At 68.5% G+C, this 24,191-nt stretch carries 22 protein-coding genes; 13 read left to right on the top strand and 9 right to left on the bottom strand.

What is annotated here, in order from left to right; genetic code table 11:
• Position 1: 1 nt before the first annotated feature.
• From ACGFNJ_RS30840 to ACGFNJ_RS30800, 9 genes are all read left to right on the top strand, one after another.
• Positions 2-1,015 (top strand): lactonase family protein, encoded by a 1,014-nt coding sequence (locus ACGFNJ_RS30840; RefSeq protein ID WP_393455970.1) that lies wholly within the window; start codon positions 2-4, stop codon positions 1,013-1,015.
• 73 nt (positions 1,016-1,088) lie between these two features.
• Positions 1,089-2,057: a LysR substrate-binding domain-containing protein gene (locus ACGFNJ_RS30835; RefSeq protein WP_393455967.1), complete on the top strand. Its 969-nt coding sequence runs from the start codon at positions 1,089-1,091 to the stop codon at positions 2,055-2,057.
• 10 nt (positions 2,058-2,067) lie between these two features.
• Complete coding sequence (kdgD, locus tag ACGFNJ_RS30830) at positions 2,068-2,997, top strand: 5-dehydro-4-deoxyglucarate dehydratase (protein ID WP_393455964.1); 930 nt, start codon at positions 2,068-2,070, stop codon at positions 2,995-2,997.
• Positions 2,994-4,130: a mandelate racemase/muconate lactonizing enzyme family protein gene (locus ACGFNJ_RS30825; protein WP_393455961.1), complete on the top strand. Its 1,137-nt coding sequence runs from the start codon at positions 2,994-2,996 to the stop codon at positions 4,128-4,130. The genes kdgD and ACGFNJ_RS30825 overlap by 4 nt, the downstream gene beginning before the upstream one ends.
• 15 nt (positions 4,131-4,145) lie before the next feature.
• Positions 4,146-5,588: an aldehyde dehydrogenase (NADP(+)) gene (locus ACGFNJ_RS30820; RefSeq protein ID WP_393455958.1), complete on the top strand. Its 1,443-nt coding sequence runs from the start codon at positions 4,146-4,148 to the stop codon at positions 5,586-5,588.
• Positions 5,549-6,892 (top strand): glucarate dehydratase family protein, encoded by a 1,344-nt coding sequence (locus tag ACGFNJ_RS30815; RefSeq protein WP_393455955.1) that lies wholly within the window; start codon positions 5,549-5,551, stop codon positions 6,890-6,892. Before ACGFNJ_RS30820 ends, ACGFNJ_RS30815 begins: the two co-directional genes overlap by 40 nt.
• Before the next feature lie 129 nt (positions 6,893-7,021).
• Positions 7,022-8,434, top strand: coding sequence for an amidase (locus tag ACGFNJ_RS30810; protein ID WP_393455952.1), 1,413 nt, complete (start codon positions 7,022-7,024; stop codon positions 8,432-8,434).
• Positions 8,435-8,439: 5 nt separating this feature from the next.
• Positions 8,440-8,922, top strand: a complete 483-nt coding sequence (locus ACGFNJ_RS30805; protein ID WP_393455949.1) for a pyridoxamine 5'-phosphate oxidase family protein — start codon at positions 8,440-8,442, stop codon at positions 8,920-8,922.
• A gap of 80 nt (positions 8,923-9,002) precedes the next feature.
• On the top strand, positions 9,003-9,527 hold the full coding sequence (locus ACGFNJ_RS30800; RefSeq protein ID WP_069164064.1) for an Lrp/AsnC family transcriptional regulator: 525 nt from the start codon (positions 9,003-9,005) through the stop codon (positions 9,525-9,527).
• Between the two features lie 41 nt (positions 9,528-9,568).
• Here the strand turns inward: ACGFNJ_RS30800 and ald are convergent, their stop codons facing one another.
• Positions 9,569-10,675 (bottom strand): alanine dehydrogenase, encoded by a 1,107-nt coding sequence (gene ald, locus ACGFNJ_RS30795; protein WP_069164063.1) that lies wholly within the window; start codon positions 10,673-10,675, stop codon positions 9,569-9,571.
• Positions 10,676-10,952: 277 nt separating this feature from the next.
• Here ald and ACGFNJ_RS30790 point away from each other — a divergent pair, with 277 nt between their 5' ends.
• The 4 genes from ACGFNJ_RS30790 to ACGFNJ_RS30775 all read left to right on the top strand — a co-directional run bounded on the left by ACGFNJ_RS30790 (position 10,953) and on the right by ACGFNJ_RS30775 (position 13,860).
• Positions 10,953-11,594 (top strand): GntR family transcriptional regulator, encoded by a 642-nt coding sequence (locus tag ACGFNJ_RS30790; RefSeq protein ID WP_393455944.1) that lies wholly within the window; start codon positions 10,953-10,955, stop codon positions 11,592-11,594.
• Positions 11,594-12,829 (top strand): MFS transporter, encoded by a 1,236-nt coding sequence (locus ACGFNJ_RS30785; RefSeq protein WP_393455941.1) that lies wholly within the window; start codon positions 11,594-11,596, stop codon positions 12,827-12,829. The genes ACGFNJ_RS30790 and ACGFNJ_RS30785 overlap by 1 nt, the downstream gene beginning before the upstream one ends.
• 228 nt (positions 12,830-13,057) lie before the next feature.
• Complete coding sequence (locus ACGFNJ_RS30780) at positions 13,058-13,438, top strand: RNHCP domain-containing protein (RefSeq protein ID WP_393455938.1); 381 nt, start codon at positions 13,058-13,060, stop codon at positions 13,436-13,438.
• Between the two features lie 29 nt (positions 13,439-13,467).
• Positions 13,468-13,860 carry an RNHCP domain-containing protein gene (locus tag ACGFNJ_RS30775; protein ID WP_393455935.1) on the top strand — a complete coding sequence of 131 codons (393 nt, stop codon included), beginning with the start codon at positions 13,468-13,470 and terminating at the stop codon, positions 13,858-13,860.
• A 43-nt stretch (positions 13,861-13,903) separates the two neighbouring features.
• Here the strand turns inward: ACGFNJ_RS30775 and ACGFNJ_RS30770 are convergent, their stop codons facing one another.
• The 8 genes from ACGFNJ_RS30770 to ACGFNJ_RS30735 all read right to left on the bottom strand — a co-directional run bounded on the left by ACGFNJ_RS30770 (position 13,904) and on the right by ACGFNJ_RS30735 (position 24,168).
• Complete coding sequence (locus ACGFNJ_RS30770; protein ID WP_393455932.1) at positions 13,904-14,815, bottom strand: hypothetical protein; 912 nt, start codon at positions 14,813-14,815, stop codon at positions 13,904-13,906.
• 46 nt (positions 14,816-14,861) lie between these two features.
• Positions 14,862-15,812, bottom strand: coding sequence for an NAD(P)/FAD-dependent oxidoreductase (locus tag ACGFNJ_RS30765; RefSeq protein ID WP_393455929.1), 951 nt, complete (start codon positions 15,810-15,812; stop codon positions 14,862-14,864).
• 60 nt (positions 15,813-15,872) lie between these two features.
• Positions 15,873-17,261, bottom strand: coding sequence for an ATP-binding protein (locus ACGFNJ_RS30760; protein ID WP_393455926.1), 1,389 nt, complete (start codon positions 17,259-17,261; stop codon positions 15,873-15,875).
• Positions 17,258-17,929 (bottom strand): response regulator transcription factor, encoded by a 672-nt coding sequence (locus ACGFNJ_RS30755; RefSeq protein WP_393455923.1) that lies wholly within the window; start codon positions 17,927-17,929, stop codon positions 17,258-17,260. Before ACGFNJ_RS30755 ends, ACGFNJ_RS30760 begins: the two co-directional genes overlap by 4 nt.
• A 116-nt stretch (positions 17,930-18,045) precedes the next feature.
• The gene (locus ACGFNJ_RS30750; protein ID WP_393455920.1) at positions 18,046-19,698 is read right to left on the bottom strand and encodes an amidase; all 1,653 of its coding nucleotides are present in this window, start codon (positions 19,696-19,698) and stop codon (positions 18,046-18,048) included.
• Positions 19,699-19,917: 219 nt separating this feature from the next.
• Positions 19,918-21,186 carry a cytochrome P450 gene (locus ACGFNJ_RS30745; RefSeq protein ID WP_393455917.1) on the bottom strand — a complete coding sequence of 423 codons (1,269 nt, stop codon included), beginning with the start codon at positions 21,184-21,186 and terminating at the stop codon, positions 19,918-19,920.
• 116 nt (positions 21,187-21,302) lie between these two features.
• Positions 21,303-22,874: an FAD-dependent oxidoreductase gene (locus tag ACGFNJ_RS30740; protein WP_393455914.1), complete on the bottom strand. Its 1,572-nt coding sequence runs from the start codon at positions 22,872-22,874 to the stop codon at positions 21,303-21,305.
• A 73-nt stretch (positions 22,875-22,947) separates the two neighbouring features.
• Positions 22,948-24,168, bottom strand: a complete 1,221-nt coding sequence (locus tag ACGFNJ_RS30735; RefSeq protein WP_393455912.1) for a cytochrome P450 — start codon at positions 24,166-24,168, stop codon at positions 22,948-22,950.
• Positions 24,169-24,191 lie beyond the last annotated feature (23 nt).

Genomic DNA, 24,191 nt, shown 5'->3' with positions numbered 1-24,191 from the left:
CGTGGACCAGACCCTCGTCTACGTGTCGAACGCCGACAGCCACGAGATCTCGGTGCTATTGCTCGACGCCACCGGCGTGCTCACGCCGGTGGGGTCGGCGCAGGTCGACGGGACGGTGATGCCGTTGGCCGTGCATCCGGAACACCGTTTTCTCTATGCAGGGATCCGCTCGGAACCGTTCGCGGTCAAGACGTTTGCCATCCACCCGTCCGGGCGGCTGCGGCACCTCTCGACCACGCCGCTGCCGGACAATATGGCCTACCTCAGCACCGACCGGACGGGGCGGTTTCTGCTCAGCGCCTCCTACACCGGCGACAAAATCGCGATCAATCCGATCGCGGCGGATGGCACGGTCGACGCGTCGCCGCTGGAGGTGATCGCTACTGCGCCACACGCACATTCGATCGTCGTCGATCCGACGAACCGGCATGTGTTCGCGGCGGTGCTCGGCGGCGATCACCTGCTGCAGTACCACTTCGACGAGGTCGCAGGCAGCCTGACCCCGAATCATCCCGCGGCGGTCGAGACCGAACTCGGCGCGGGCCCACGGCATATCGTCTTCCACCCGAGCGGCCGCGTCGTCTTCGTGGCGAACGAGCTCGACGGCACGGTGAACAGCTACCTGCTCGACCCGACCGGCACGCTGACCCGCCTGGCGGCGATATCCGCACTGCCCGAAGGCTTTTCCGGCAGCCCGTGGACATCGGACGTGCACGTCACGCCGGACGGCCGCTTCCTCTACGTGTCCGAACGGACCTCCGACACCATCGCGGGCTTCCGCGTCGGCAGCACACCGGGCGCGCTCGACCCGCTCGGGCACACCGCCACCGAAGCCCAACCACGCGGCTTCGCCATCGACCCGCGCGGCCGCTTTCTGGTGGCGGCGGGCCAGAAGTCCAATGCCATCACCACCTATGCCATCGACCCGCGCACCGGCGCGCTCACCGCCCGCGACCGCTGCGCGGTCGGCCGCAACCCCACCTGGGTCGAGATCATCGACCTGGCCGCCGCATGACCGAGTCAGGGCCCGGAGGAGGCAGCTCGGGTAACCACGGAGGGCCCCTCGGGCATGCGATGCAGGGCACAGCATGACCGGCCAGGAAGACGCAGGCTCGGTGTCGTGGCTGCGGGATCGCCCGCAGCGGCGCGCCGCTGCGGGCAGGCTGGGTGCCATGGTGTCTCTCGAACAGGTCCGCGGGTTCGTCACGGTCGCCGAGGAGGGCAGCTTCCGCCGCGCTGCGGACCGGCTCCGGATGACCCAACCGCCGCTGAGCAGGCAGATTCAGAAGCTGGAGCGTGACATCGGCGTCGAACTCTTCGACAGGGGCCAGCGCCAGGTGCAGCTGACGCCGGCCGGCGAGGTGTTCCTGATCGAGGCGCGCAGGCTGCTCGCCCTCGCCGAGGGTGCGCCCGACACCGCGCGGCTGGTCGCGGCGGGCGGCGCGGGCAAGGTGCGGATCGGCTTCACCGCCGCGTCCGGGTTCGGCTTCCTCGGTCGGTTCCTCAACCATGTGGAACAGGGGCTGCCCGGGGTCGAGGTGGTGCTGCGCGAGATGGTGAGCTCGGCCCAGTTCGAGAACCTGCGCAGCGGGACGCTGGACCTGGCGCTGGCCAGGCCGCCGTTCGATCGCACCGAATTCGACTGTGAGCTGGTGCATTCCGAACATCTCATGCTCGCGGTGCCCGCGGCACACCGGCTGGCCGCCGAAGGACCGATCGCGGTCGAGGAACTCGGCGGCGAGACGCTGCTGGTGTACGCGCCGGGCCCGGCCCGGTATTTCGCCGACCTGGTCGCCGGAATCCTTGCCGCCGTGCCCTATACGTCGACCCATGAACTGACCCAGGTGCACACCATGCTCGCCTTGGTCGCCGCAGGCCGTGGCCTGGCACTGGTGCCGGAGACCGCAGGCCACCTCCACCCCGACGGCGTGCGGTTCCGGCCGCTGGACGGCGTCGACGATCCCGTTGTCCTGTATGCGGTGTGGCGCCGCGACTGCGCGAACCCGGCCCTGGACCGGGTCGTGCGGCTGCTCGGCTCGCTACCACCCGCTCAGTGAAAGGAGCACCATGTCACATTTATCCGCAGCGGAACTAGGTCCCGCGCTCGGACGAGGGCTGTTGTCCTTCCCGGTCACGCATTTCGACGCGGACCTCACCTTCGACGAGGCCGCCTACCGCAAACACATTGCCTGGCTTGCCCAATACGACGTCGCGGGGTTGTTCGCGGCAGGCGGCACCGGGGAGGGCTTCTCGCTCACCCCCACCGAGATCGATCAGGTGGTCCGCGCGGCGGTCAGCGAAACGGGCGGCCGCATCCCCGTCATCGCGCCGGCCACCGCGGGCACCGCCGCCGCCGTGGAACAGGCGAAGGCGGCGGAAGTCGCTGGCGCCGAGGGCATTCTGCTGCTGCCGCCCTACCTCACCGAGGCGGGTCCCGATGGCTTGGTCGAGCATGTCGCCACCGTGTGCGCGGCCACCTCGCTCGGCGTCATCTTCTACAGCCGCGCCAATGCCACCTGCAACGACGTCACCCTGGCACGGATGGCCGAACGCTGCCCGAACCTGATCGGGTTCAAGGACGGCGTCGGCAACATCGAAACGATGACCAGGATCTACGCCAGGCTCGGCGACCGCCTCACCTACATCGGCGGCTTGCCGACGGCCGAGACGTTCGCGCTGCCGTACGCCGAAATGGGCGTCACCACCTACTCTTCCGCGATCTTCAACTTCCTGCCCGAATTCGCGCTCGACTTCTACCGCGCCGTGCGCGCCCGCGACCGGGACACCGTTTACCGGCAGTTGCGTGAATTCGTCATTCCCTACCTCGATATTCGTGATCGGCAACCCGGCTACGCGGTGTCCATCGTCAAGGCCGGGCTCGCCGCCATCGGCCGCCCGGCCGGCCCGGTGCGGCCGCCGCTCACGAATCTCACCGACGGCGAACTCAGCGAGCTCACCACGCTGGTGCGGACGATCACCGCGGCGGCGGCCGGGTGAACGCCGCGTCGACCATGGACCGCATCACCGAGGTCACGATCTCCTCGGTCACGCTGCCCCTGCCGACCGGCATCAGCGACGCCAAGGTGCTGACCGGCAGGCAACGGCCGATGACCGAGGTGGCCGTGCTGTTCGCGGAGATCGGCACCGAGGCCGGGTGCACCGGCCTTGGCCTCAGCTACGCGAAACGCGCTGGCGGCCCAGCGCAATTCGCACACGCACAGGAGCTCGCCCCGGTGCTGCTCGGCGCGGATCCCAGCGATATCGCCAAAATCTGGGACAAGCTGCTGTGGGCGGCGGCGTCCGTCGGCCGCAGCGGGCTCTCGGTCCAGGCAATCGCCGCGTTCGATATCGCGCTCTGGGATCTGAAGGCCAAGCGCGCAGGCCTGCCGTTGGCCAAACTTCTCGGCGCGCATCGGGATTCGGTGCGCTGCTACAACACCTCCGGCGGCTTCCTGCACGCACCGATCGAGGAGGTGCTCGAGCGCGCGGAAGAATCGCTGGCACACGGCATCGGCGGCATCAAACTCAAGGTCGGCCACCCCGACAGCGCGGTCGACCTGGCGCGGGTCACGGCGGTGCGGGAGAAACTCGGCGACCAGGTGCCGCTGATGGTCGATGCCAATCAACAATGGGACCGTGCCACCGCGCGCCGCATGTGCCGGGCCTTCGAGCCGTTCGGGCTGACCTGGATCGAAGAACCGTTGGACGCCTACGATTTCGACGGCCACGCCCGCTTGGTGTCGACCTTCGACACCCCGATCGCCACCGGCGAGATGCTGACCAGCGCCGCCCAGCACGCCCAGCTGATGCGCGCGGGCGGCGCCGACATCGTGCAGCCCGACGCGCCACGGATCGGCGGCATCAGCCCGTTCCTGCGGGTGATGGCGCTCGCCGACCAGGAAAACCTGCAACTGGCCCCACATTTCGTCAGGGAGGTGCACCTCCACCTCGCCGCGGCCTATGCCCGCGAGCCGTGGGTCGAGCATTTCGAATGGTTCGACCCGCTGTTCAACGAACGCCTCGACATCGCCGACGGGCGGATGCACTTCTCGGCGCGCCCCGGGCTCGGCATCACCCGCAGCGACCAGGCCCGCGCCTGGACCGTCGCCGAACACTCCGTCCGCGCCTGATCTTTCGGAGGAATCATGGAGACCGACCCGACCGACCTGTCCCGCATCATCGACGCGGCAGCGGCGGCCGCTGGCCCGCTGGCCGACAGCACACCCGCCGAACGCGCCCGCTGGCTCAGCCATCTCGCGGCCGCGTTGGACGCCGCCGCGGACGAGCTGGTGCCGCTCGCCGCGGCGGAGACGCAGCTGCCCGAAACACCGCGCCTGCGCGGCGAATTGGCGCGCACCACCTTTCAACTGTCCCTGTTCGCCGAGGTGCTGACCGACGGCGAATTCCTGCGCGCCACCGTCGATCACGCCGACCCGCAGTGGCCGATGGGCCCGCGACCGGATATCCGGCGCAGCGTGGTGCCGATCGGTCCGACCCTGGTGTTCGCGGCGAGCAACTTCCCGTTCGCGTTCAGCGTGGCCGGCGGCGACACGGCCGCCGCACTGGCCGCAGGCTGTCCGGTGGTGCTCAAAGCCCATCCCGGGCATCCGCGGTTGTCCACGCGCACCGGACAACTCGTGCGTGCCGCGTTGCGCGAAACCGGTGCGCCCGCAGGCATCTTCGACGTCATCCACGGCGTGGACGCGGGCACCACCGCCCTGCGGCATCCTGCCATCGCCGCGGCGGCCTTCACCGGGTCGGTGCCCGGCGGTCGCGCGCTGTTCGACATCGCGAACGCCAGACCACGGCCCATTCCGTTCTACGGCGAGCTGGGCAGCGTCAACCCGGTCATCGTGCTGCCGAACGCGATCCGCGTCCGTGGTCAGCAGATCGTCGACGGCTTCGTCGGCTCGTTCACCCTGGGTGCCGGACAGTTCTGCACCAAACCCGGCCTTCTCCTGTTGCCCACCGAGCACGGGCTGACCGAGGCACTTCGCACCGCCGTCGGCGCCGTGCCCGCCCGGCCGCTGCTCAACGACCGGATCACGCACGGCTTCCGCACCGGAGTCACCCGGCTGCGCGAACACCCTTCCGTCACGGTGCTTTCCGCCACGGACGACCCGCTCACGCCGACGCTGCTGCGCGTCACCGCCGCCGACTTCCACGACGGCGGCGAGCTGCTGCACACCGAATGCTTCGGCCCCGCCGCACTCGTCGTCGAATACGCGAACTCCACTGAGCTGCAAGCACTTCTCGAGACCCTGGAGCCCGGTCTCACCGCAACGGTGTTCGCCGAGGACAGCGAGATCGACGACGTCCGCCCGCTGCTGCCGACACTCACGACGTTGGCCGGACGGCTGGTCTGGAACGACTGGCCGACCGGTGTCACCGTCACCTGGGCCCAGCAGCACGGCGGCCCTTACCCCGCCACCACCGCGCCGACCACCACCTCGGTCGGCACCGCCGCGATCGATCGGTTCCTGCGCCCGGTCGCCTGGCAGGGGTTCCCCGATCGCCTCCTCCCGCCCGCCTTGCGGGAGAACAACCCATGGCGGCTGCCACGCCGCGTCGACGGAAAGCGAGACTGACCATGCCGCCGGTCATCACCGACGTCCACCTGACCCCGATCCTCATCGCCGACGCACCGTTGCTCAATGTCGGTGGCGTGCACCAGCCCTACACCCCGCGACTGATCGTCGAAATCGAGACCGACAGCGGCGTAACCGGTCTCGGTGAGACCTACGGCGATCACCACTACCTCGCCATGGCAACCGACCTCGCACCGAGTCTGATCGGCATGCCGGTCACCGCGTGCCACGCGATCCGGCGACTCGGCGGCAGCGACACCAGGATGCTCGCGGACAACCCGATCGCGGGCGGCTTGGCGGACAACCCGATCGCGGGCGGCTTGCGCGGCACCCTGACGACGGACAAGGTTCGGCTCAGCGTGATCTCGGCGTTCGAGACCGCGGCACTCGACGCCACCGGCCGCGCCCTCGGCCTGCCCGTGTACGCGCTGCTCGGCGGCAAGGTGCGCGACCGTGTCGACTATTCGGGCTACCTCTTCTACAAGTGGGCCGAACACCCGGTGTCCGACGCGCCGACCGATGAGTGGGGCGAGGTACTCGACCCCGACGGCGTCGTCCGCTTGGCCGAAAGCTTCAGCGCCCACGGCGGATTCCGTTCCTTCAAGCTCAAGGGCGGGGTGTTTCCGCCCGAGGAGGAGGTCGCCGCGATCACCGCGCTGGCGAAGGCCTTCCCCGACCATCCCCTGCGCCTCGATCCCAACGGCGGCTGGTCGCTGGCCACCGCGACCGCGGTCGCCGAAAGCCTCACCGGCGTCGTCGAATACCTGGAGGATCCCACCGCCGACGTCGCGGGCATGGCCGAGCTGCACCGCCGCACCGGAATGCCCTTGGCCACCAACATGATCGTCACCGCCGTCGACGAGATCCGCCCTGCCTTCGACGCCGACGCCGTCCAGGTCGTGCTGTCCGACCATCATTTCTGGGGCGGCCTGCACGCCACCCGGGAGCTGGCCGCCGTCTGCCACGCCTACGGCAAGGGCGTCTCGATGCACTCCAACACCCACCTCGGCATCAGCCTGGCCGCCATGACCCACGTCGCCGCCACCGTGGCCGACCTCGACTACGCCTGCGACACCCACTATCCGTGGCAGGCCGAAGACGTCATCACCGAGCGGTTCTCCTTCACCGAAGGGTCGATCGCGGTCAGCGATGCGCCCGGCCTCGGCGTCGATCTCGACCGAGACGAGCTGGACCGATTGCATCACCGCTGGCAGACCATGCCTGCACTGCGCGATCGGGACGACGTCGCCGCCATGCGGGCCGCCGAACCCGGATATCTGCCGCATATTTCCCCGAAGTACTGAACTCGAGGTGATCTGCGTCCGTATCGATTGCGGAATGGTCATACGGCTATCTACTGTCGTGTCTTCGGCGCGACAGTATTCGTGCTGGGTCACACCGCTCGGGTTGTGATCGAGAGGAGCTAGAGCAAGATGGATCTCCAGGATGTCGTTTCCGCGGGCGTGGTCGAGCAGCGGGAGCTGTTGAACCAGGGGGTCCTCACGGCACAGGAGCTCATCGCCGCCACACTCGACGGCATCGACCATGCCACCGATCTCGGTGCGTTCACTACGGTGCTGCACGAACAGGCGCTGGCCGAAGCGAAAGAACGGGACCGAGAACGCGCCGAAGGCCCGGTCGGTCCGCTACACGGCATTCCGATCGCGATCAAGGACGAGGTCGACGTCGCCGGTGTCGTCACCACCTTCGGCACCAGCGCCAACTCCACCCCGGCCGCCGCCGACGCCGAAGTGGTGCGCAGGCTGCGGGACGCGGGCGCGATCATCATCGGCAAGACCGCGATGCCGGAGTTCGGCCAGTGGCCGTTCACCGAGTCCAGCACCTACGGGCTCACCCGCAACCCGTGGGATCGGAACCGTTCGACCGGTGGCTCCAGCGGCGGCTCCGCCGCGGCGGTCGCGGCGGGCCTGGTCCCGGTCGCGATGGGCGGCGACGGCGGCGGCTCGATTCGCATCCCGTCGGCTTGCTGCGGGCTGTTCGGCCTCAAGCCGCAGCGCGGACGGGTGCCGGTGGCGCCGCACGAACATCTGTGGTGGGCACTCGGCGTGATCGGACCGCTGACCCGCACCGTGCTCGACTCCGCGATCGTGTACGACGTGATCCGCGGCAACTCCTCTGGCGACCGGTTCACCGCACCGGAACCGGTGCTGTCGTTCGAACAGGCCGTCCGGCAGCCGGCTGCCCCGCTGCGCATCGGCTACAGCACGAAATCGACCACGCCACTGGCGAAGCCGGATCCCGTGCAGGTCCAAGCGGTGCACGACACCGCGAAACTCCTTGCCGACCTGGGCCATACCGTGTTCGAGGTGGAGCCGACCTATCCCGAGTCCACGCATGCCTTCTTCCCACAGTTCTTCGGCGGGGTGCGGGCCGAGGCCGCCGCGGTCGAGCACCCGGAGCGGCTCGAATCCCGCACCAAGCAGATCATCGCGCTGGGCACCTGGGCGCGTCGCCCGGTCATCGAGTGGGGCATCCGCCGGGGAGAATCCTTGGCGCGCAAGGTCGATCGCGTCTTCGCCGAGTGCGATCTGCTGCTCACGCCGACCATCGCCTGCCGGCCACCGGAGGTCGGCATCCTCGACGGCGCGAGCGCCATCGGGGCCCTGCGCAGCTCCATCCCGATGATCGCCTACACCGCGCTGTGGAACGTGACCGGGCATCCTGCGGCGTCGCTGCCCGCTGGGGTCGGCACGGACGGCTTGCCGCTGTCGGTTCAGCTGGTCGGCCCGTACAACGGCGAGACGGCGATCCTTTCGGTCGCCGCACAACTCGAACAGGCCCGTCCGCACCCGCGACCGCGCGCTGACCGCGAGGCGCTAGGGTGACGAATGTGACCGAATTGGGTGATATCGCACCGGCATTCGTGGCGATGGCGCACGACATCGTGTGGTGCACCGTCTCGACTACCGACACCGCCGGACGTGCTCGCAGCCGGATCCTGCATCCGATCTGGGAGTGGGACGGCCAGGAGCTGACCGGGTGGATCGTCACCAGCAAGACGCCGGCCAAGCGTGCCCACCTTGCACACAGTCCGTACGCCGCATGCAACTACTGGGCGCCGTCGCATGACACCTGTCTTGCGGACTGCGCGGCCGATTGGATCGAGGAACTCGAGACGAAGAAGAGGGTGTGGGAGCTGTTCCGTACCACCCCCGAGCCGCTCGGCTACGATCCAGCAGGCATCGGCGTGCCGGGTTGGACCGGGCCCGAGGCGCCGGGTGTCAGCATGCTGCGGTTGCGTCCGTGGCGGCTGCGCGTGCTGGTCGGCAAGGATATGCTGCGCGGATTGCCTGCCACGAACTGGCGCGCCTAGACACGATTGTTACCTTCCACCGTCGAATATCATTCAAACAATCGACAGGGTCAGCAAACAACATTCGGTACGGTCGACGTATGCGCAAGAATGATTCACCTGTCGGCATCACCTCGACAGTTACCCCGCTACATCCCCCGGCCGGTGTCCCTATAGATGATACCGACCGAATCCTGTTGGACCAGCTCGCTCGCGACGGACGCATGACGAACAATGCGCTCGCCGCGGCGGCGGGCATCGCACCGTCCACCTGCCTCGGGCGGGTGCGCGCACTGGTGGAGCGCGGAGTCATTCGCGGTTTTCACGCCGACATCGATCCGGCCGCGCTCGGCCGCAGCCTGCAGGCCATGATCGCGGTGCGGCTGCGCGCCAGCGCGCGCCAGCAGCTCGCCGAGTTCGGCGAGGAGATGTCGGACTTCGAGGAGGTGCTCAACGTGTACTTCATCGCGGGCGCCGACGACTACCTGATCCACGTCGCCACCTCGCACACCGACGAGTTGCGCCGGTTCGTGCTCAACAATCTCAGCGAGCACCCCGCGGTCGCCTCGACCGAGACCATCCTCATCTTCGAGCACATGCGGCCGCGCACCACACAGCCCGCATAAAAGGGCGGCCGACCAACGGCCGACCGCCCTTTCGGCATGCGTCAGGCTGCGAGGCTCTCCGCCACATAGCCGTGCGCCGCCGCGACGGACGCCGAAAGCAGCACACCACCGTGCGTGCTCAGTCCGGCGGCCAGGCCCTGATCCAGCGCCACCGCGTCGCGCCAGCCGTGCTCGGCCAGCGAAACCACGTACGGCAGCGTCGCATTGGTGAGCGCGACAGTCGAGGTGTAAGGCACCGCGCCGGGCATGTTGGCGACGCAGTAGAACACCGACTCGTGCACCCGGTAGGTCGGTTCGGCGTGCGTGGTCGGCCGCGAATCCGCGAAGCAGCCACCCTGGTCGATCGCGATGTCGACCAGCACCGAGCCCGGCTTCATCTGCGCGACAAGGTCGTTGGAGACCAGCGTCGGCGCCTTCGCGCCTGGCACCAGCACCGCGCCGATGACCAGGTCGGCCTCGCGGACGGCCTTCTCGATCTCGAGCCGGTTGGACATGATGGTGCGCACCTGGCCCTTGTACTGGGCGTCGATCTCGCGCAGGCGCGCGATGTTCAGGTCGAGCACGGTCACCTCGGCGCGCATGCCGTGCGCGATGGCGATGGCGTTGCCGCCCGAGACGCCCGCGCCGATGACGACAACGTTCGCGGGCGGGGTGCCGGGCACGCCGCCCATCAGCACGCCGCGGCCGCCGCCGTTGCGCATCAGGTGGTAGGCGCCCGCCTGCGGGGCCAGCCGACCGGCGACCTCGCTCATCGGGGCCAGCAGCGGCAGGGATCCGTCACGGCCGGTGACGGTTTCGTACGCAATGGAGGTGATGCCGGAGGCGAGCAGGGCGTCGGTGCACTCCTTGGAGGCGGCGAGGTGCAGGTAGGTGAACAGCACCTGGCCGTCGCGCATGCGCGAGTATTCCTCGGCGACCGGCTCTTTCACCTTCAGCACGAGATCCGCTGTGCCCCAGACCTCGTCGGCGGTGTTCAGCACCCTGGCGCCCGCGACGGTGTACGCCTCGTCCTCGAACGCCGATCCGCGACCGGCACCGGTCTCGATGTAGACCTCGTGCCCGCGCGAGACGAGCTCGTGGACACCGGCCGGAGTGATCGCCACCCGATACTCGTGGTTCTTGACCTCGCGGGGGATCCCGATCTTCACCTGCGCTCCTGAATGTCGATGGATGGGTCGATAGTCGATCCGCATGATGTGGACCTTTCTAGGTGAAATCATGAAGATCATGCAAGATCATGTCTATATCTTTGAAGATAATTCTCAAGATTGCTTACAAGTCAGTCGAATCGTCAGATCGAGACAACCTGCAGTACCCCCAGCCGCAAGATGTTCGACAGAACACACCGCCACCGCGCCTGCGACGTGACGAGAGTTACAGACCCACGAGTCGGTTATTCGGGCGGCCAGCCCTAAGATACAACTTGTGTCTAAGACGTATTCATCCGCTGAGCAGGCCTATCGCGAGGTGAAGGAGCGCATCCTCGCCGGCACCCTCGCCGGCGGCGAGCTCATCAGCGAGGGCGAGATCGCCGCCGAGCTCGGCACCTCACGCACGCCCGTGCGCGAGGCATTCCTGCGTCTGGAGACCGAAGGGTGGATGAAGCTCTACCCGAAGCGCGGCGCCCTGGTGGTGCCGATCCCGCCCGACGAGGCCGAGCACGTCGCCTACGCCCGCTACGTCGTCGAGGCGGCGGCGGTGCGCGCGCTGGCCTCGACCGACCGCACCGCGCTCACCGCGTCGTTCCGTGCCTCGCTCGACCGGCAGCGCGCGCTCGCCGCGGCCGGCGACCTCGACCAATTCGCCCTGGTGGACACCGACTTTCACCGCTCGTACGTGATCGCGGCAGGCAATCCGCTGCTCGCAGGCTTCTACGACTCGCTGCGCGAACGGCAGCGGCGGATGAACAGCGTCGCGCTGCGGCGCGGACCGATCGACATCGACCGGATCATCGAGCAGCACGCCCACCTCGCCGGGCTCATCGAAGCCGGCGACGTCGACCGGTTCGCCCCCGCGCTCGCCGAGCACCTCGCCGGCGTGCACCAACTGGAACTACGGGGGCTGTGATGACGACACAGACGCCGATCCGGCAGACCCCCACCGATATCGCCGCGAAGCAATGGTGGGGCGTGGCCGCCGCCATGTTCGCGATCGCCTGGGGCGGTAACGAATTCACGCCGTTGCTGGTGATGTACAAGAACCACGGACTGCCCGTCACCACGGTGGACCTGCTGCTGTTCTACTACGTGCTCGGCATCGTGCCCGCGCTGCTGATCGGCGGGCCGCTCTCGGACCGATACGGCCGACGCGTGGTGCTGCGGCCTGCGCCGTTCATCAGCGCGGCCGGTTCGCTGCTGCTCGCCTTCGGCGCCACCTCGGTGCCGATGATGTCCGCGGGTCGCGTCCTGTGCGGCATCGCGCTGGGATTGGCGATGGCGGTCGGCAGCAGCTGGCTCAAGGAACTCTCGCAACCGCCGTTCGGTGCCGCCGCGCCAAGTGGCACCGGGGCACGGCGCTCGGCGATGAGCCTGACCGGTGGCTTCGCCGTCGGCGCGGGATCGGCTGGGCTGCTTGCCCAGTGGGCGCCGTGGCCGAACACCCTCGCCTATCTGATCAACGTGACGCTGTGCCTGTGCGCCGCCCTCTGGGTGGCGCGGGCGCCCGAAACAGTGATCCCCCAGGCGAATCCGGGCCGGTTGCTCGATGATCTGACGATCCCCGCCGCCAAGCACCGTAGGTTCCGGCGGGTGGCGCTGCCGGTCGCGCTGTGGCTGTTCACCTCCGCCGGAACGGCTTACGCGATCATGCCGACGCTGATGGCGCCGCACATCCACGGCGCACCGATCGCGTTCTCCGCGTTCGTCGGCGTGCTCACGCTGAGTTGCGGCTTCGCCATCCAGTCCGTTGCGCGACGAATCGACAAGCCGGGCACCGCCCGCGCAGCCGTCGTCTCGCTGGTCTTCAGCACCGTCGGCATGGCGATGGCGGCGTGGGCGGCCGGCGCGCTGACCCTCGTCGCGACACTGGCGACCGCCGTCGTCCTCGGCTGCGGCTACGGCATCGGCCTGGTGGCCGGGCTCCAGGAGATCGAGCGGATCGCCCGCCCCGACGACCTGGCCGGGCTGACGGCGGTGTTCTATTCGGTCAGCTACCTCGGCTTCGGGGTTCCGGCGCTGCTGTCGTTCCTGAACCAGCGCTTCGACGTCGACTACCCCTCGATGTTCGCGTGCTGCGCGCTCGCCGCCGCCGCGTGCCTGGCGCTGGTGGCCAGGAACTATCGCAGCAAAATCAGTGGCGAGTGAGGCCGCGGCGTTGCTACGGTTGCCGCCGCGCGGAGAGCGCGCCCGAGAAATCGGACTGCCGGGCTGACGGCCCCTGAGACGAAGGATGCCTATGACCCGGAATGCGCCGAGCGCGCCTCACGACCTGACGTCGAGCCAACCCGCCGACGCCACACGCCGCTAACTCGCCGAGGCGCGCCCGGCCTGCTCCTGCTGTTCTGCATTCAGACCAAGCAAAGGAGTATCCGGGTGTCAGACAACACCTCTCAAACGCACGGGCCGAGCGCATCGCTGCGTACCGATACCTTCACCTGCGTCCGCTGCGGCCTCGTCGTCGCGACGCTCGCACCGGACAACAGCTGGCGCAATCACTGCCCGAGCTGTTTGCATTCCCGGCACACCCACGACCACGTCGAGGGCGGCCCGTCGGAATGCCGGGCCAGGATGGCGCCGCTGTCCATCGCGGTGCTGCGCACCGGCGAATGGGCCGTGGTGCATCGCTGCACCCGCTGTCAGGAGCTAGCGCTGCACCCCGTATGCGGCGACGACAACCAGCTCATCCTGATGCGCATGGCGGTCCGGCCACTGGCCGAGCCACCGTTCCCGCTCGAAGTCTTCGGCGATCTGTAGGGGGTGCGCCGATGCCACGAAGGAAACCAGTGCGGCGCCGTCCACAGCGGGCCAAGGACGTATTGCACGGGCGCGCAGGCGAATCCGGCGACGCGTTCCGGTGCGTCGGGTGCCGGATGGACGTGCCGGTCAGCGCGCCGGGCACCGCGCATCGCAACCACTGCCCGCATTGCCTGGCCAGCCGTCACGTCGACCGGCGGGTCCCCGGCGATCGGGCCGCGCCGTGTCGCGGGCGAATGACCGCGGTGAGCATGTCGGCGCGCGAGGACGGCGAGTGGTTGCTCGTCCATCAATGCGTCGCGTGCGGCGCGTTGAAGGCGAATCGCATTGCGGGCGACGACAATGCGCTCGCCTTGATGCGGATCGCGTTGCGCCCGTTGGCCGATCCACGCATCGGTCGACGCGCGCTGCTGTCGCTGTGATGCTGCCCGGTGTCTGCCTCGGTGTGCGGTGGACACCGGGCAGCTAGTCGCGGACCGCCTGCACCTCGGCCTGTACCTCGGCTTGCAGCACCCGGCGCAACCGGGCCGCCTCGGCGTCGAGCGCCGCCGCCTGCAGATAGGCGGCGGTCGTCTCGGCGAGCAGATTGGTCCAGCGGGTGACGCGTTCGGCCCGGCGGGTGATCTCCTCTGCCGCGGTGCCGTCCCCGTTCGCGGCGGCGGCACGCGCCTCGTGCAACTTCTGCTCGGCCCTGAATTGTCTTGCGCGACAATGTTCCGGATCGAACACCTCGTCGCGGACGTCGGCGGCTTCGTCCTCCAACTCGATGATCCGCGCCAGCCGCGGGTCCGCCCGATCGATGACGTCCTCGGGCGCCCACTCCACCTCGGTGGTCTCCCATGGTAGGTCGAGGGCTTCGTCGTTCAACGCCTTGCGCTCGAGGTAGCGCCGGTGATCCTCCTCGGCCCACTCGAGGTACTCGCGGTATTCGCGCATGTCCTTTTCGGTGATCGGCCGATGCCGTGGGTTGGCGGTCATCGACACCGCGACGGCGTTGTCGGGATAGCGCAGCACCACGGTGACCACGGAGACGGCGCGCGGTTCCGGCTCGCCCTCCACCCGCGCCATCATCACCTCGTAGCGATGCTCGTCCACCACCCGCTCGCACGCCTGCTCGAAGAGCCCGCACGCGATCTCGTAGTGATGTCCGGCCGTGCTCCCGGTGAGGGGATGCGGCTCGCCCAGTTGCGCCGCACCCGACTCGACGATGGCGCCGTCGTGGGCGATCTCCCACGTGTAGAGCTCGGTGACCGCGTCGGCGGACGAGCATGGCAGCGCGTCGGTGGTTTCGGTGGCGTCGTGCACGGTCCGCTCCCCTGTTGTGGCGAAGGCTGGCGGGCATCGGAGCGCCGTTCCCGCCGCCGTTTGCACGACCATGCTTCCCCTTCCTGGCGCTGCTCGCCACCACCAATGTTGCGATCCGCTAGGAACCGGCAGAAACCAGGCAGTCCAGCAGGGCATCGATCGACCCGCCGTTTGCCCGAATTTCGGCACGCACTGCCTGCTCGGCGGCGGTGGAGGGACCCAGAGCAGCGCGTCGAGCGTGCCCGCGTTGATGACCTCGCCCGGCGGAACGAGCAGGCCGGTCATCGCGAAATAGCTCAGGAATGTCGGGTCGAAGTCCGATCCGCGGCGCGCGAACTGCTGCGTCATCCGCTCCAAGGCGAGATCGAAGTATTTGTGCAACAGCGCGACGCCTCGAAGGCCGTGCCGCCGCTGTGTTCGACGCCGGGCCATCGGAGGTCTTCCAGCGAGCTGAGCCACCAGGCCGGGTAGGAGGCGCGCTGGATCCGCTGCAGGACATCCTGTTCGAAGCCGGCCCGTCGTGGTCGCGGAGCGTGGCGGCGATGGTCTCGGCCTGGATTGCGGCAACGGTCATGCCCTGGCCGTAGATCGGGTCCACGGTGGACAGCGCATCACCGAGCACGAGCAGCCCGGCGGGCCAGCGCTCCATCTGCTCGTAGTGGTGCCGCACGCACACCGGAATGCGGAAACCCCGTGGCGCAGTCAATGGTTCGGCGTCGCGCAATGCCTCTGCCAAGGCGGGGTTGATCAGCTTTGTCAGACCATGGTCGAACCCTTCGGCATCGGTCGGCGGATACTGACCGCCGATGCCGGACAAGCAGGCGCTCCACATGTCACCCTCGATGCGCTCGAGCACGCCGCCCGCCGGATTGGCTGCGGTGTAGTCGTTCTCGATGACGATCAGCGGAACGGCGTCGTCCTGCCCCGGCGGAACCCGGTAGTAGCGGGTCGTGTATCCGATGCCGGAGGTGACAATCTCGTCCGGCGGCGCGGCGTAGCCGAGCACGGAAAGCCATTGCGGCAGTTTCGACGACCGACCGCTCGCGTCGACGACGAGGTCCGCCGCCATGGTCGTCGTCGGTAGGCATCCCCTGCTGGGCTCACCTCATACCGAAGCGTGAACCTGTCGTCATTCGGTGGTACTAGAGCGGGGATTGTCCTGCGGGAAGGCGAGCCGGAAGACGGCTCCCCCGCCGTCGGCGGCGGCCGCGGTTGCCGTGGCGCCGTGCAATTCTGCGACCTGTTCGACGATGGCCAAGCCGAGACCGTGACCGGGTTTCGCACGGGCGGTGGCGGATCGATAGAAGCGGTCGAAGACGTGCGGGAGATCGTCGGCGGGAATGCCGGGGCCGTGGTCACGCACGGTCAGCGCGTTGTCGTGCAGCTCGACGCGGATGACGCCCTGCGGTGGGCTGAATTTGGCCGCGTTGTCGAGCAGGTTCGTCACGGCGCGGGCGAGCCGGACCGGCACGCCGGTGATCGTGGTCGGCGTCAGCTCGGCATCGAATGTCACGGCAGGCCAGTGACGTTCAGCGGCACAGAGACGGTCCGCGACGAGCAGATCGAGGCGGAGGTCTTCGAACACCTCCGGCGCGGCAGCAGGGTCGTCGGCGCGGGCGAGATCGATGAGGTCGGTGACGAGGCCGGAAAGCTCCTCGGACTGGGTGCGCAAACCCGCTGCCGTGTCGTCGAGTTGGTCCGGGGTGAGGCGAGAGGCGCGACGAAGGAGATCAATGTTGGTGCGCAGGGCGGTGAGTGGGGTGCGTAGTTCGTGGGAGGCATCGGCGATCAGGCGGTGCTGGGCCGCACGGGAATTCCGTTCTGCGGTCAGCGCCTGGTCGAGTTCGTCGAGCATGATGTTGAAACTGGTTGCCAGGCTGCGGAGTTCGTCGGGACCGGTGACGCTGATGTGCTGACGCGGATCACGCGTGCCCGCGACGCGTTCGGCAGCGGCGGTCAAGGTCGTGACCGGGGCAACGACACGGCGCGCGACGGCGACGCCGACAGCGATGGCGAGCGCTGTGCCGATCGCCGCGGCGGCGAGCAGCGCGTACGCGACCCGGCGCAGGCTGGTGTCGACCGGATCTGCGCGCTGCGCAACTTGCACCGCGGTGCCCGAACGCAGTGGGGCGGTATACATCCGGAGCGGATAGCCCGCGAGCGTGACGTCACTGAAGTACGCGGGCCGCGCTCCCGCGGCGACCGCCCGTGTTCCGGCGTCGACCGGCAACTGCTGCTCGTCCTGCGCGGATTCGATCTGCCCGTCGCTGGCCACCACCTGAACACAGCTCGGCGCGGTCAGGTATCGGCACGACCCGGATGCCGTGGCGACGTCGGCGTCGGTGCTGATCGTGCGGCTGATGCGCGTTGCCTCCCTGCGCAGTCCGAGGTCGAGCGAGTCGTTCAGTTCATGGGCGACAACGGCATACGCGGCAACGGCCATCCCGGCCAGCGCGAGCGCGATGGCGGCGACACAGAAGACGGTGACGCGGGCGCGCAACGAGCCGGGCAGCCTCACGACGGCGCCAACCGGTATCCGATGCCGCGCAGGGTGTGGATCAGCCGAGGCTCGTGATCGGCTTCGAGCTTGCGGCGCAGGTAGCGGATGTAGACCTCGAGCGAATTCGAGGTCGGGCCGAGCTCACTCCCCCAGACGCGTTCGATGAGCGTCTCGCGGGGCAACGCCTGGCCTTCGTTGCGCAGCAGCACCTCGAGTAGCGCGAACTCGGTGCGGCTCAGCTCGACGCCGCGAGCACCGCGACGCACCGTGTGCGCGGTGGTGTCCATCACCAGGTCCGCACAGGACAGCACGGCGCCGTCCTCGGGATAGGTGCGCCGCACCAGCGCACGCACCCGGGCCAGCAGCTCGTCCAGGTCGAACGGTTTGACCAGATAGTCGTCCGCCCCCGCGTCGAGCCCGTCGACCCGATCGGCGACCGCGTCCCGCGCGGTGAGCATCAAGATCGGCGTGCGGTCCCCGCGCGCTCGCAGCTGCCTGCACGCTGTCAGCCCGTCCATGAACGGCATCAACACGTCGAGCAGCACCACCTCCGGCTGCCACCGCTGCATCTCGGCCAACGCGGCCGCTCCGTCACTCGCGGCCCTGGTCTCGTACCCTTCGCTGGCCATCGCGCGCACGAGAGCGTCCCGGACCGCGTCCTCGTCATCCACCACCAGTACGCGCATCACCCGGATGATACGGATGCCATCAGCGCAGGCAGGGAGCCCGCCACTGTCGTGCCTGGACAAATCGGCACGCGATGGACCCAGTTGTGGCGCGCGATGGACCCGGGTGCGGCGCGCTATGGAGTTAGTTGCGGTACGCGGCGGTGGAAGTCGCTGTGTTGTTGGATATCGATCGCGATCTGGAGCAGCTTGGCGTCGTTGTAGGGGGCGCCGAGCAGCTGCACCCCGACCGGCAGCCCGGTCGTCGAACTCGGCGCGGTCGGGATGGCCACGGCGGGCAGACCACAGTAGTTCGCGTCGTTGGTTTGCGGGGCCATCGCCATGCCCTCTTCGGGGCCGTAGTCGCCGTACGGTGGCCGGTCGACGATTTCGCTGCCGAGTACCGGCATCAGGACGGCGTCGAGCTTGTGTTCCTCGAATTTCGCGAGCCAGGTTTCCAGTCGCTGTGTTCGTTTGCGCTGGATATGCAGGAAGTCGACCGCCAACAACCCCAGCTTCTCGAAACCCTCCATGGCTTCGCGCAGATACCGCGTATAGCGCGACTTGTCCTTCGACCACCATTGCCGCTGGTATTCGGCGATTTCCACACCCTGCGCGACAAGCATGTCCTGGTAGGTCATGGCGGCGGGCGCCTCGAACTCGACGATGGTCGCGCCGGACGCGCGCAGGGTCTCCCGCATCGCGCCGAAGGCAGTAGCGATCCCCGATTCCAGCGGCGCGGGGTACGGCGTTGGTACGCCGATCCTGAACTGGCTCAACCCTTTTGCGCTCGGTGCGGTTGGGAAGCTCGGCTGTCCCCACCCGACGATGGCCGCAGTGCGCGGATCCATCGGGTCGACGCCGGCGATCACCTCGAGCAGCGGCCCCAGGTCGGCGGCACTGCGGGCCATCGGGCCCACGTTGTCGAAGGTCCATGCGACCGGAATGGTGCCGTAGACGGACGCGACGCCGCTGGTCGGCTTGATCGCGCAGATATTGCAGCACGACGCCGGAATACGAAGGCTGCCAGCGGTATCCGTGCCGTACGCGGCGGCGGTGAACCGAGCGGCCAAGGCGGCGGCCGAGCCACCGGACGAGCCACCGGGCACCTTGCGCGGATCCCATGGGTTCGCGGTCTGCTCGGTCAGCGACCCGATGGCCATCTGGTGCGTGTGCACGTGGCCGAGCAGCGGCATCCCGGCCGCCTTCATGCGCCGCCATGCCGTCGAATCCCCTTTGGCGACATTGCCGTCGAGCACCGGAACGCTCGCGGTCAACGGAAGGCCTTGCACCGCATAGACATCCTTCAGCGCGACCGGCACACCGCACAGCGGCGGTGCGTCGCGTGCCGCAAGCCGTCGGTCCGCATCACGCGCCTGTTCGCGGGCCTGATCGGCGTACTTCCGCACGAACGAGTTGATCGCCGCATCGTGCAGATCGATCCGATTGAGCAGCGCATTGGTGAGGTCGGAACTCGTCACCACCTTGGCGCGCAGCAGCGCGATGGATTCGAGCACGCCGAGCGCGGTGAGATCCGTGCGGTCGATGTCGTCGGGATTCGGTAGCCGCAGCTCGAAGCTCGGTGCCGCCGAGCCCGGCCGGACCAGCAGTGGCGCAGGGAACGGCGGAAGGGTATCGGTCCCGGTGGGGTCGACATCCGGAAGCACGGTGAATTCCGCGTCGAGCGAGGGTGGCGCGGCGCCGTCGGTCGAATCGTCCTGCGAACAGGCAGCCAGTGTCGTCGCGGCCGTGCCGACCGCCACCATTCCGAACAACGAGCGTCGATCCATTGCACGCCTCCTTGCGAGCCGCGTAGGTCCTTCCCTCCTTGCCAGTGATCACTGCCAAACGTACCGGATGGTCTTGTCTATTCGTCTCATCGAGCTCTCCTGTATGCACGACGCAGACGGCGAGCCGGAAGTCAGGCTCGGCGGTAGTGACCTCAGCAGCCAAGCCCAGACGACGAGACACCCTGCACCCGGGGGTGAACCGGGTGCAGGGTGCGTCGGCTACGCGGGCGTGAACCGGGTCGGCAACGCCTCCAGTCCGCGAATCACCACGTTCGGCTTGTACGGCGGCGTGTCCGTCAGCGGCTCGATGTCGCGGACCTTGCGCAGCAGCACCTCGAGCAGGACCTCCATCTCCAGCAGCGCCAGCGGTGCACCGAGGCAGTAGTGGATGCCGAGGCTGAACCCGAGGTGCTTCTTCGCCGGGTTCTTCGGATCGGAGTACCGCGCGACATCGATCCGGTCCGAATCGGGGAACGCGGCATCGTCGCGGTTCGCCGAATTGATCAGCACCACAACGCCTTCGCCCTGCTCGAAGTCGTGACCTGCCACGGTGATCGGCCTGGTGGCCGCTCTGGTGGTGATCTGCACGGACGGTTCGAGGCGAAGCAGCTCGTCGGGCGTGGCGGGGATCAGCTCCGGACGCGCACGCAGTGTCGCGATCTGATCGGGATTGCGCATCAGCTGCAGCATGCCGGTGCCGATCAGGTTGGCGGTGGTCTCGTGCCCGGCCACGAAGGTGGTGATGCAGGTGGCAAGCAGCTCCTGCTCGGTGAGCACGTCGCCGCGATCCTCCACCTGGGAGAGCACGCTCAGCAGGTCGTCCTTGGGGTCCTTGCGCCGCTCGTTGAGCAGCTCACGGAAATAGCCCATGAACCCGCGCGATCCGGCACTCCGTGCCTCGAGCGCCTCCTCGGGCAGCGTGTAGTCGTGGTCGAAACCGCGCGCTAGATCCTGCGACCACTGGTGCACCTGGCCGTAGGCCTCCTTGGGCACACCGATCAACTCACACGCGATGATCAGCGGCAGCGGGTAGGCGATCAGCTCGACGAGGTCGAACTCGCCCGATTCCAAGGCCGTGTCGACGAGCTGCTCGGTGAGCTCTTCGATGCGCGGACGCAGCCTGGTCACCATGCGCGGGGTGAAGCCCTTGGTCACCAGGTTGCGCAGCCGGGTGTGGTCCGGCGGCTCCATCCACAGGAACGAGGTCGGCAGTTCCTCGGGTGCGTCCTCCGGCTTCACCGTCGGGTGCATCATCCCGGCCTCCTCCGCGTGGCTCCACGCTGTGGTCGACAGCACGGCGACACAGTCGTCGTAGCGGGTGAGCAGACGATGGCCGAGCGGGGTCTGATGCACCGGTCCCGCCTCACGCAGCACGCGGGCCGGGGCATACGGGTCGGCTCGGCCGTCGGGGCCGAACAGTTGGGCGATGGCGGTCTGTACGGCGGAATCCTGTTCCGCGACAGCCGTGCTCGCGTGCGACGAATCCATGTCGAGTGTCCCTCCTGTGCGGTACACCGACGGGCTGTGCCGGTGTAGCCGGTCGTTCGGAATGCGTCAGCGTTCGGAATGCGTAGGGAGGTGCCGGCCCGCGCCGCTGCGGATCATCACCTCGTCGGCTCGATGGGGAGAGGAGTGCGGTCGGCGGACGGTTGGCCACCGATGCTGGTGGTCGCCTGCCCACCGACATCGGCAGATGGTTGCCCACCGATATCGGTGGTCGCTTGCCCGCCGACATCGGTGGTCGCTTGCCCGCCGACACTGGTGGCCGCCCGCCCGCCGACATCGGTGGTCGCGGCGGCACTGCCGCTATCAAAACCGCCGCTATCAAAACCGCCGCTATCGAAACCGCTACCGCCGAAACCGCCGCCGAAACCGCCACTACCCATGCCGCGCAGCAGAATTCGGCCAGCGAGCCGTGGCCGGAGCAGCGCGGCAGGCGGGTCGACGAGATTGGCTACCCGCAGAAAGGTTCTGGCGACCACCGGATCGACGTGGGCGGCGCGATGGACGCGGGACACGTAGGCGTTGGTCACCCTGGTACGGGCGGTGCGTGGGCCGACGACGCCCGCGTGGCTGAGGTCGGCCCCTGCCGCGAGCTGCCAGGCAACATCGACGACTTTGCCTGCGGCACTGTAGAACCGGCCAGGTAGGTCCGCGGCGTCACCCGCCGCCAGGCAGTCGTGCAAGGCGAGCGCCTGCTGCGCGGCTACCGCCATGCCCTGCGCGTACAGCGGGTTGAAGCTACACAGCGCGTCACCGAGCACCAGAAACCCTTGCGGCACCTCGTCGAGTCGCTCGAAGCGGCGGCGCACCGGGGAACGGAACCGGTGCGGCACCGCGTCACCGAGCGGCTCCGACGTCGTCACGATCTCGTGGATGTCCAGTGCCGAGATCGTCGCCGCGAACGCTTCGAAGCCGACGGAATCGACGGGCGGGTGATCGCCGAGCATCCCGGCGAGGGTGACGTGCCAGCGGTCGCCCTCGACCCGAATCGCCCCGCCGCCACGGCCGTTCGGGCCGGTCGAGATGATCACCGAGGACTGATCGTCCAGTTGCCCCGGCGTGCGGCGGAAGAACCGCGACGCGTACCCGAGGTCGACCTCGAGCCGGTCCTCGGCGGGCGCCTGCGCGCCGATCGCCGTGAGCCATGCCGGTGCCCGAGAGCCACGCCCGGTCGCATCGACGACGAGGTCGGTCGCTTGCACGTGCGCACCGTGCGCACCGGAGACCGACACCGCGCGCACCCGGTGCCCGTCACCGATCAAGCCGCGCGCCGTGCCCTCGCACAGCTGCACCCCTGGCGCGGCCAGCGTGCGCTGCCGCAGCACGGATTCCAGCAACGGCCTGGTGGCGATCACCGAGGTGAGCCCCGTCGAGGTCGGCGCGACCCGCAATCCCCCGACATACCAGCGGGTTCCGACCAACGCCTCCGCAGTGGTCGCGCCGCGTTCTGCCATCTCCGAGGTGAACCCGGGGTACAGCTGCTCGATGATCGTGCGTCCTCGGTCGAGCAAGCCGTGCAGGTGCCGGGCCTGCGGCACGCCGCGGCGCACCTCGTCGGACTCGACGCTGTCCCGCTCGAAGATCGTGACCCGTGCGTAGTGCTCGGAAAGCACACGGGCGGCCAGCAATCCGGCGATGCCTGCCCCGAGGACGACCGCATGCCCTTCCGTCATGACTGCGCCTCGTCGGCGCTCGGCTCTGTCATGCCGGAGGCCGGCTGACACATGGTTCGCTCACTTCGTTCATTCACAGCGTCACCGGCAACGACAGGATGCCTCGGTGAATCAAGCTCGGCTGGTAGCCGACGGTGTCGGTCGCCAACGCCAATTTCGGTGCGCTCGCCAGCAATTGGCCGACCGCCGCTTCGGCCTCGATCCGCGCCAGTGGCGCACCGACGCAGTAGTGGATGCCCAGGCTGAACCCGAGATGCTTACGGGCAGGCCGATTTCCGGCATACCGGGTGACATCGAAGACGTCGGCATCGGGATAGACCCGATCGTCCCGGCTGGCCGACGCGGTCAACACCACGACGCCGTCGCCGCGCCGGAACCGGTGCTCGCCCACCGCCGTATCGGCGAGCGCCACCCGGATGGTGAACTGGGTGGGGGCGTCGTAGCGCAGCATCTCGTCCAGCGCGGGCCCGATCAACTCCGGGTTGTCCCGCAGCAGCGCAAGCTGTTCCGGGTTGCGCAGCAGCGCGAGCATGCCGTTGCCGATCAGGTTGATCGAGGTCTCCATGCCGGCGACCAGGGTAAGCAGCGATATGCCGATCACCTCGGGTTCGGTCAGCTGCCCGTCCTGACTCGCCGCGACCAACGTGCTCAACAGATCCGAGGTCGGGTTGTCCTTCTTCTGCTGGATCAGCCGCCCGAAGTACCCCATGCACTCCATCGCCGCCGCACCACGCGCGACCACCTCCGCCTCGCCGAGCAACGAATCGGGGTCACTGCCGCGGGCAATGGCCAACTGCCACTGCCGAAACAGCGCGGCGTCGGCCGGGTCGGCGCCGAGCAGCCGCACCGGCACCATCGCCACCGCCAGCGGCACCGCCAGGCCGTTCAGCACATCCAGCTCGCCGCGGCGCAGCGCCGCCTCGACCAGGTCGTGCACGACCCGCCCGGCCAGCGGCACCATGTCGGCCATCATCCGCGGCGTGAACGCCTTGGCCACCAGCTTGCGGTAGCGGCTGTGCTCGGGTGGGTCCATCCGCACGAACGAGCCGGGGATCGCGGCGGTGGTGTCCCGGAACGGGCTGATGCCCGCGGCATAGCCGTGGCCCCAGTCGGTGCCGGTGAGGATCGCGGCGCACTCTTCGTACCGGGTGATCAAAGTGACTGGCACATCACCGAATTCGTAGGGAAACAGCGGTGCGGCGTCGCGCACCCGGCGGTAGGCCGGATACGGGTCGGCCCGCTCGCTCGGATCGAACGCATCGAAGGTGACGTCGGTGGGAACGGCGGTACTCATTGAAACTCCTGTGGTTGTGCGCA

Source organism: Nocardia sp. NPDC049149 (assembly GCF_043197455.1).
GTDB lineage: Bacteria > Actinomycetota > Actinomycetes > Mycobacteriales > Mycobacteriaceae > Nocardia.
The sequence above is the reverse complement of the archived record's forward strand: the minus strand, read 5'-3'. Positions and strand labels throughout refer to the sequence as shown.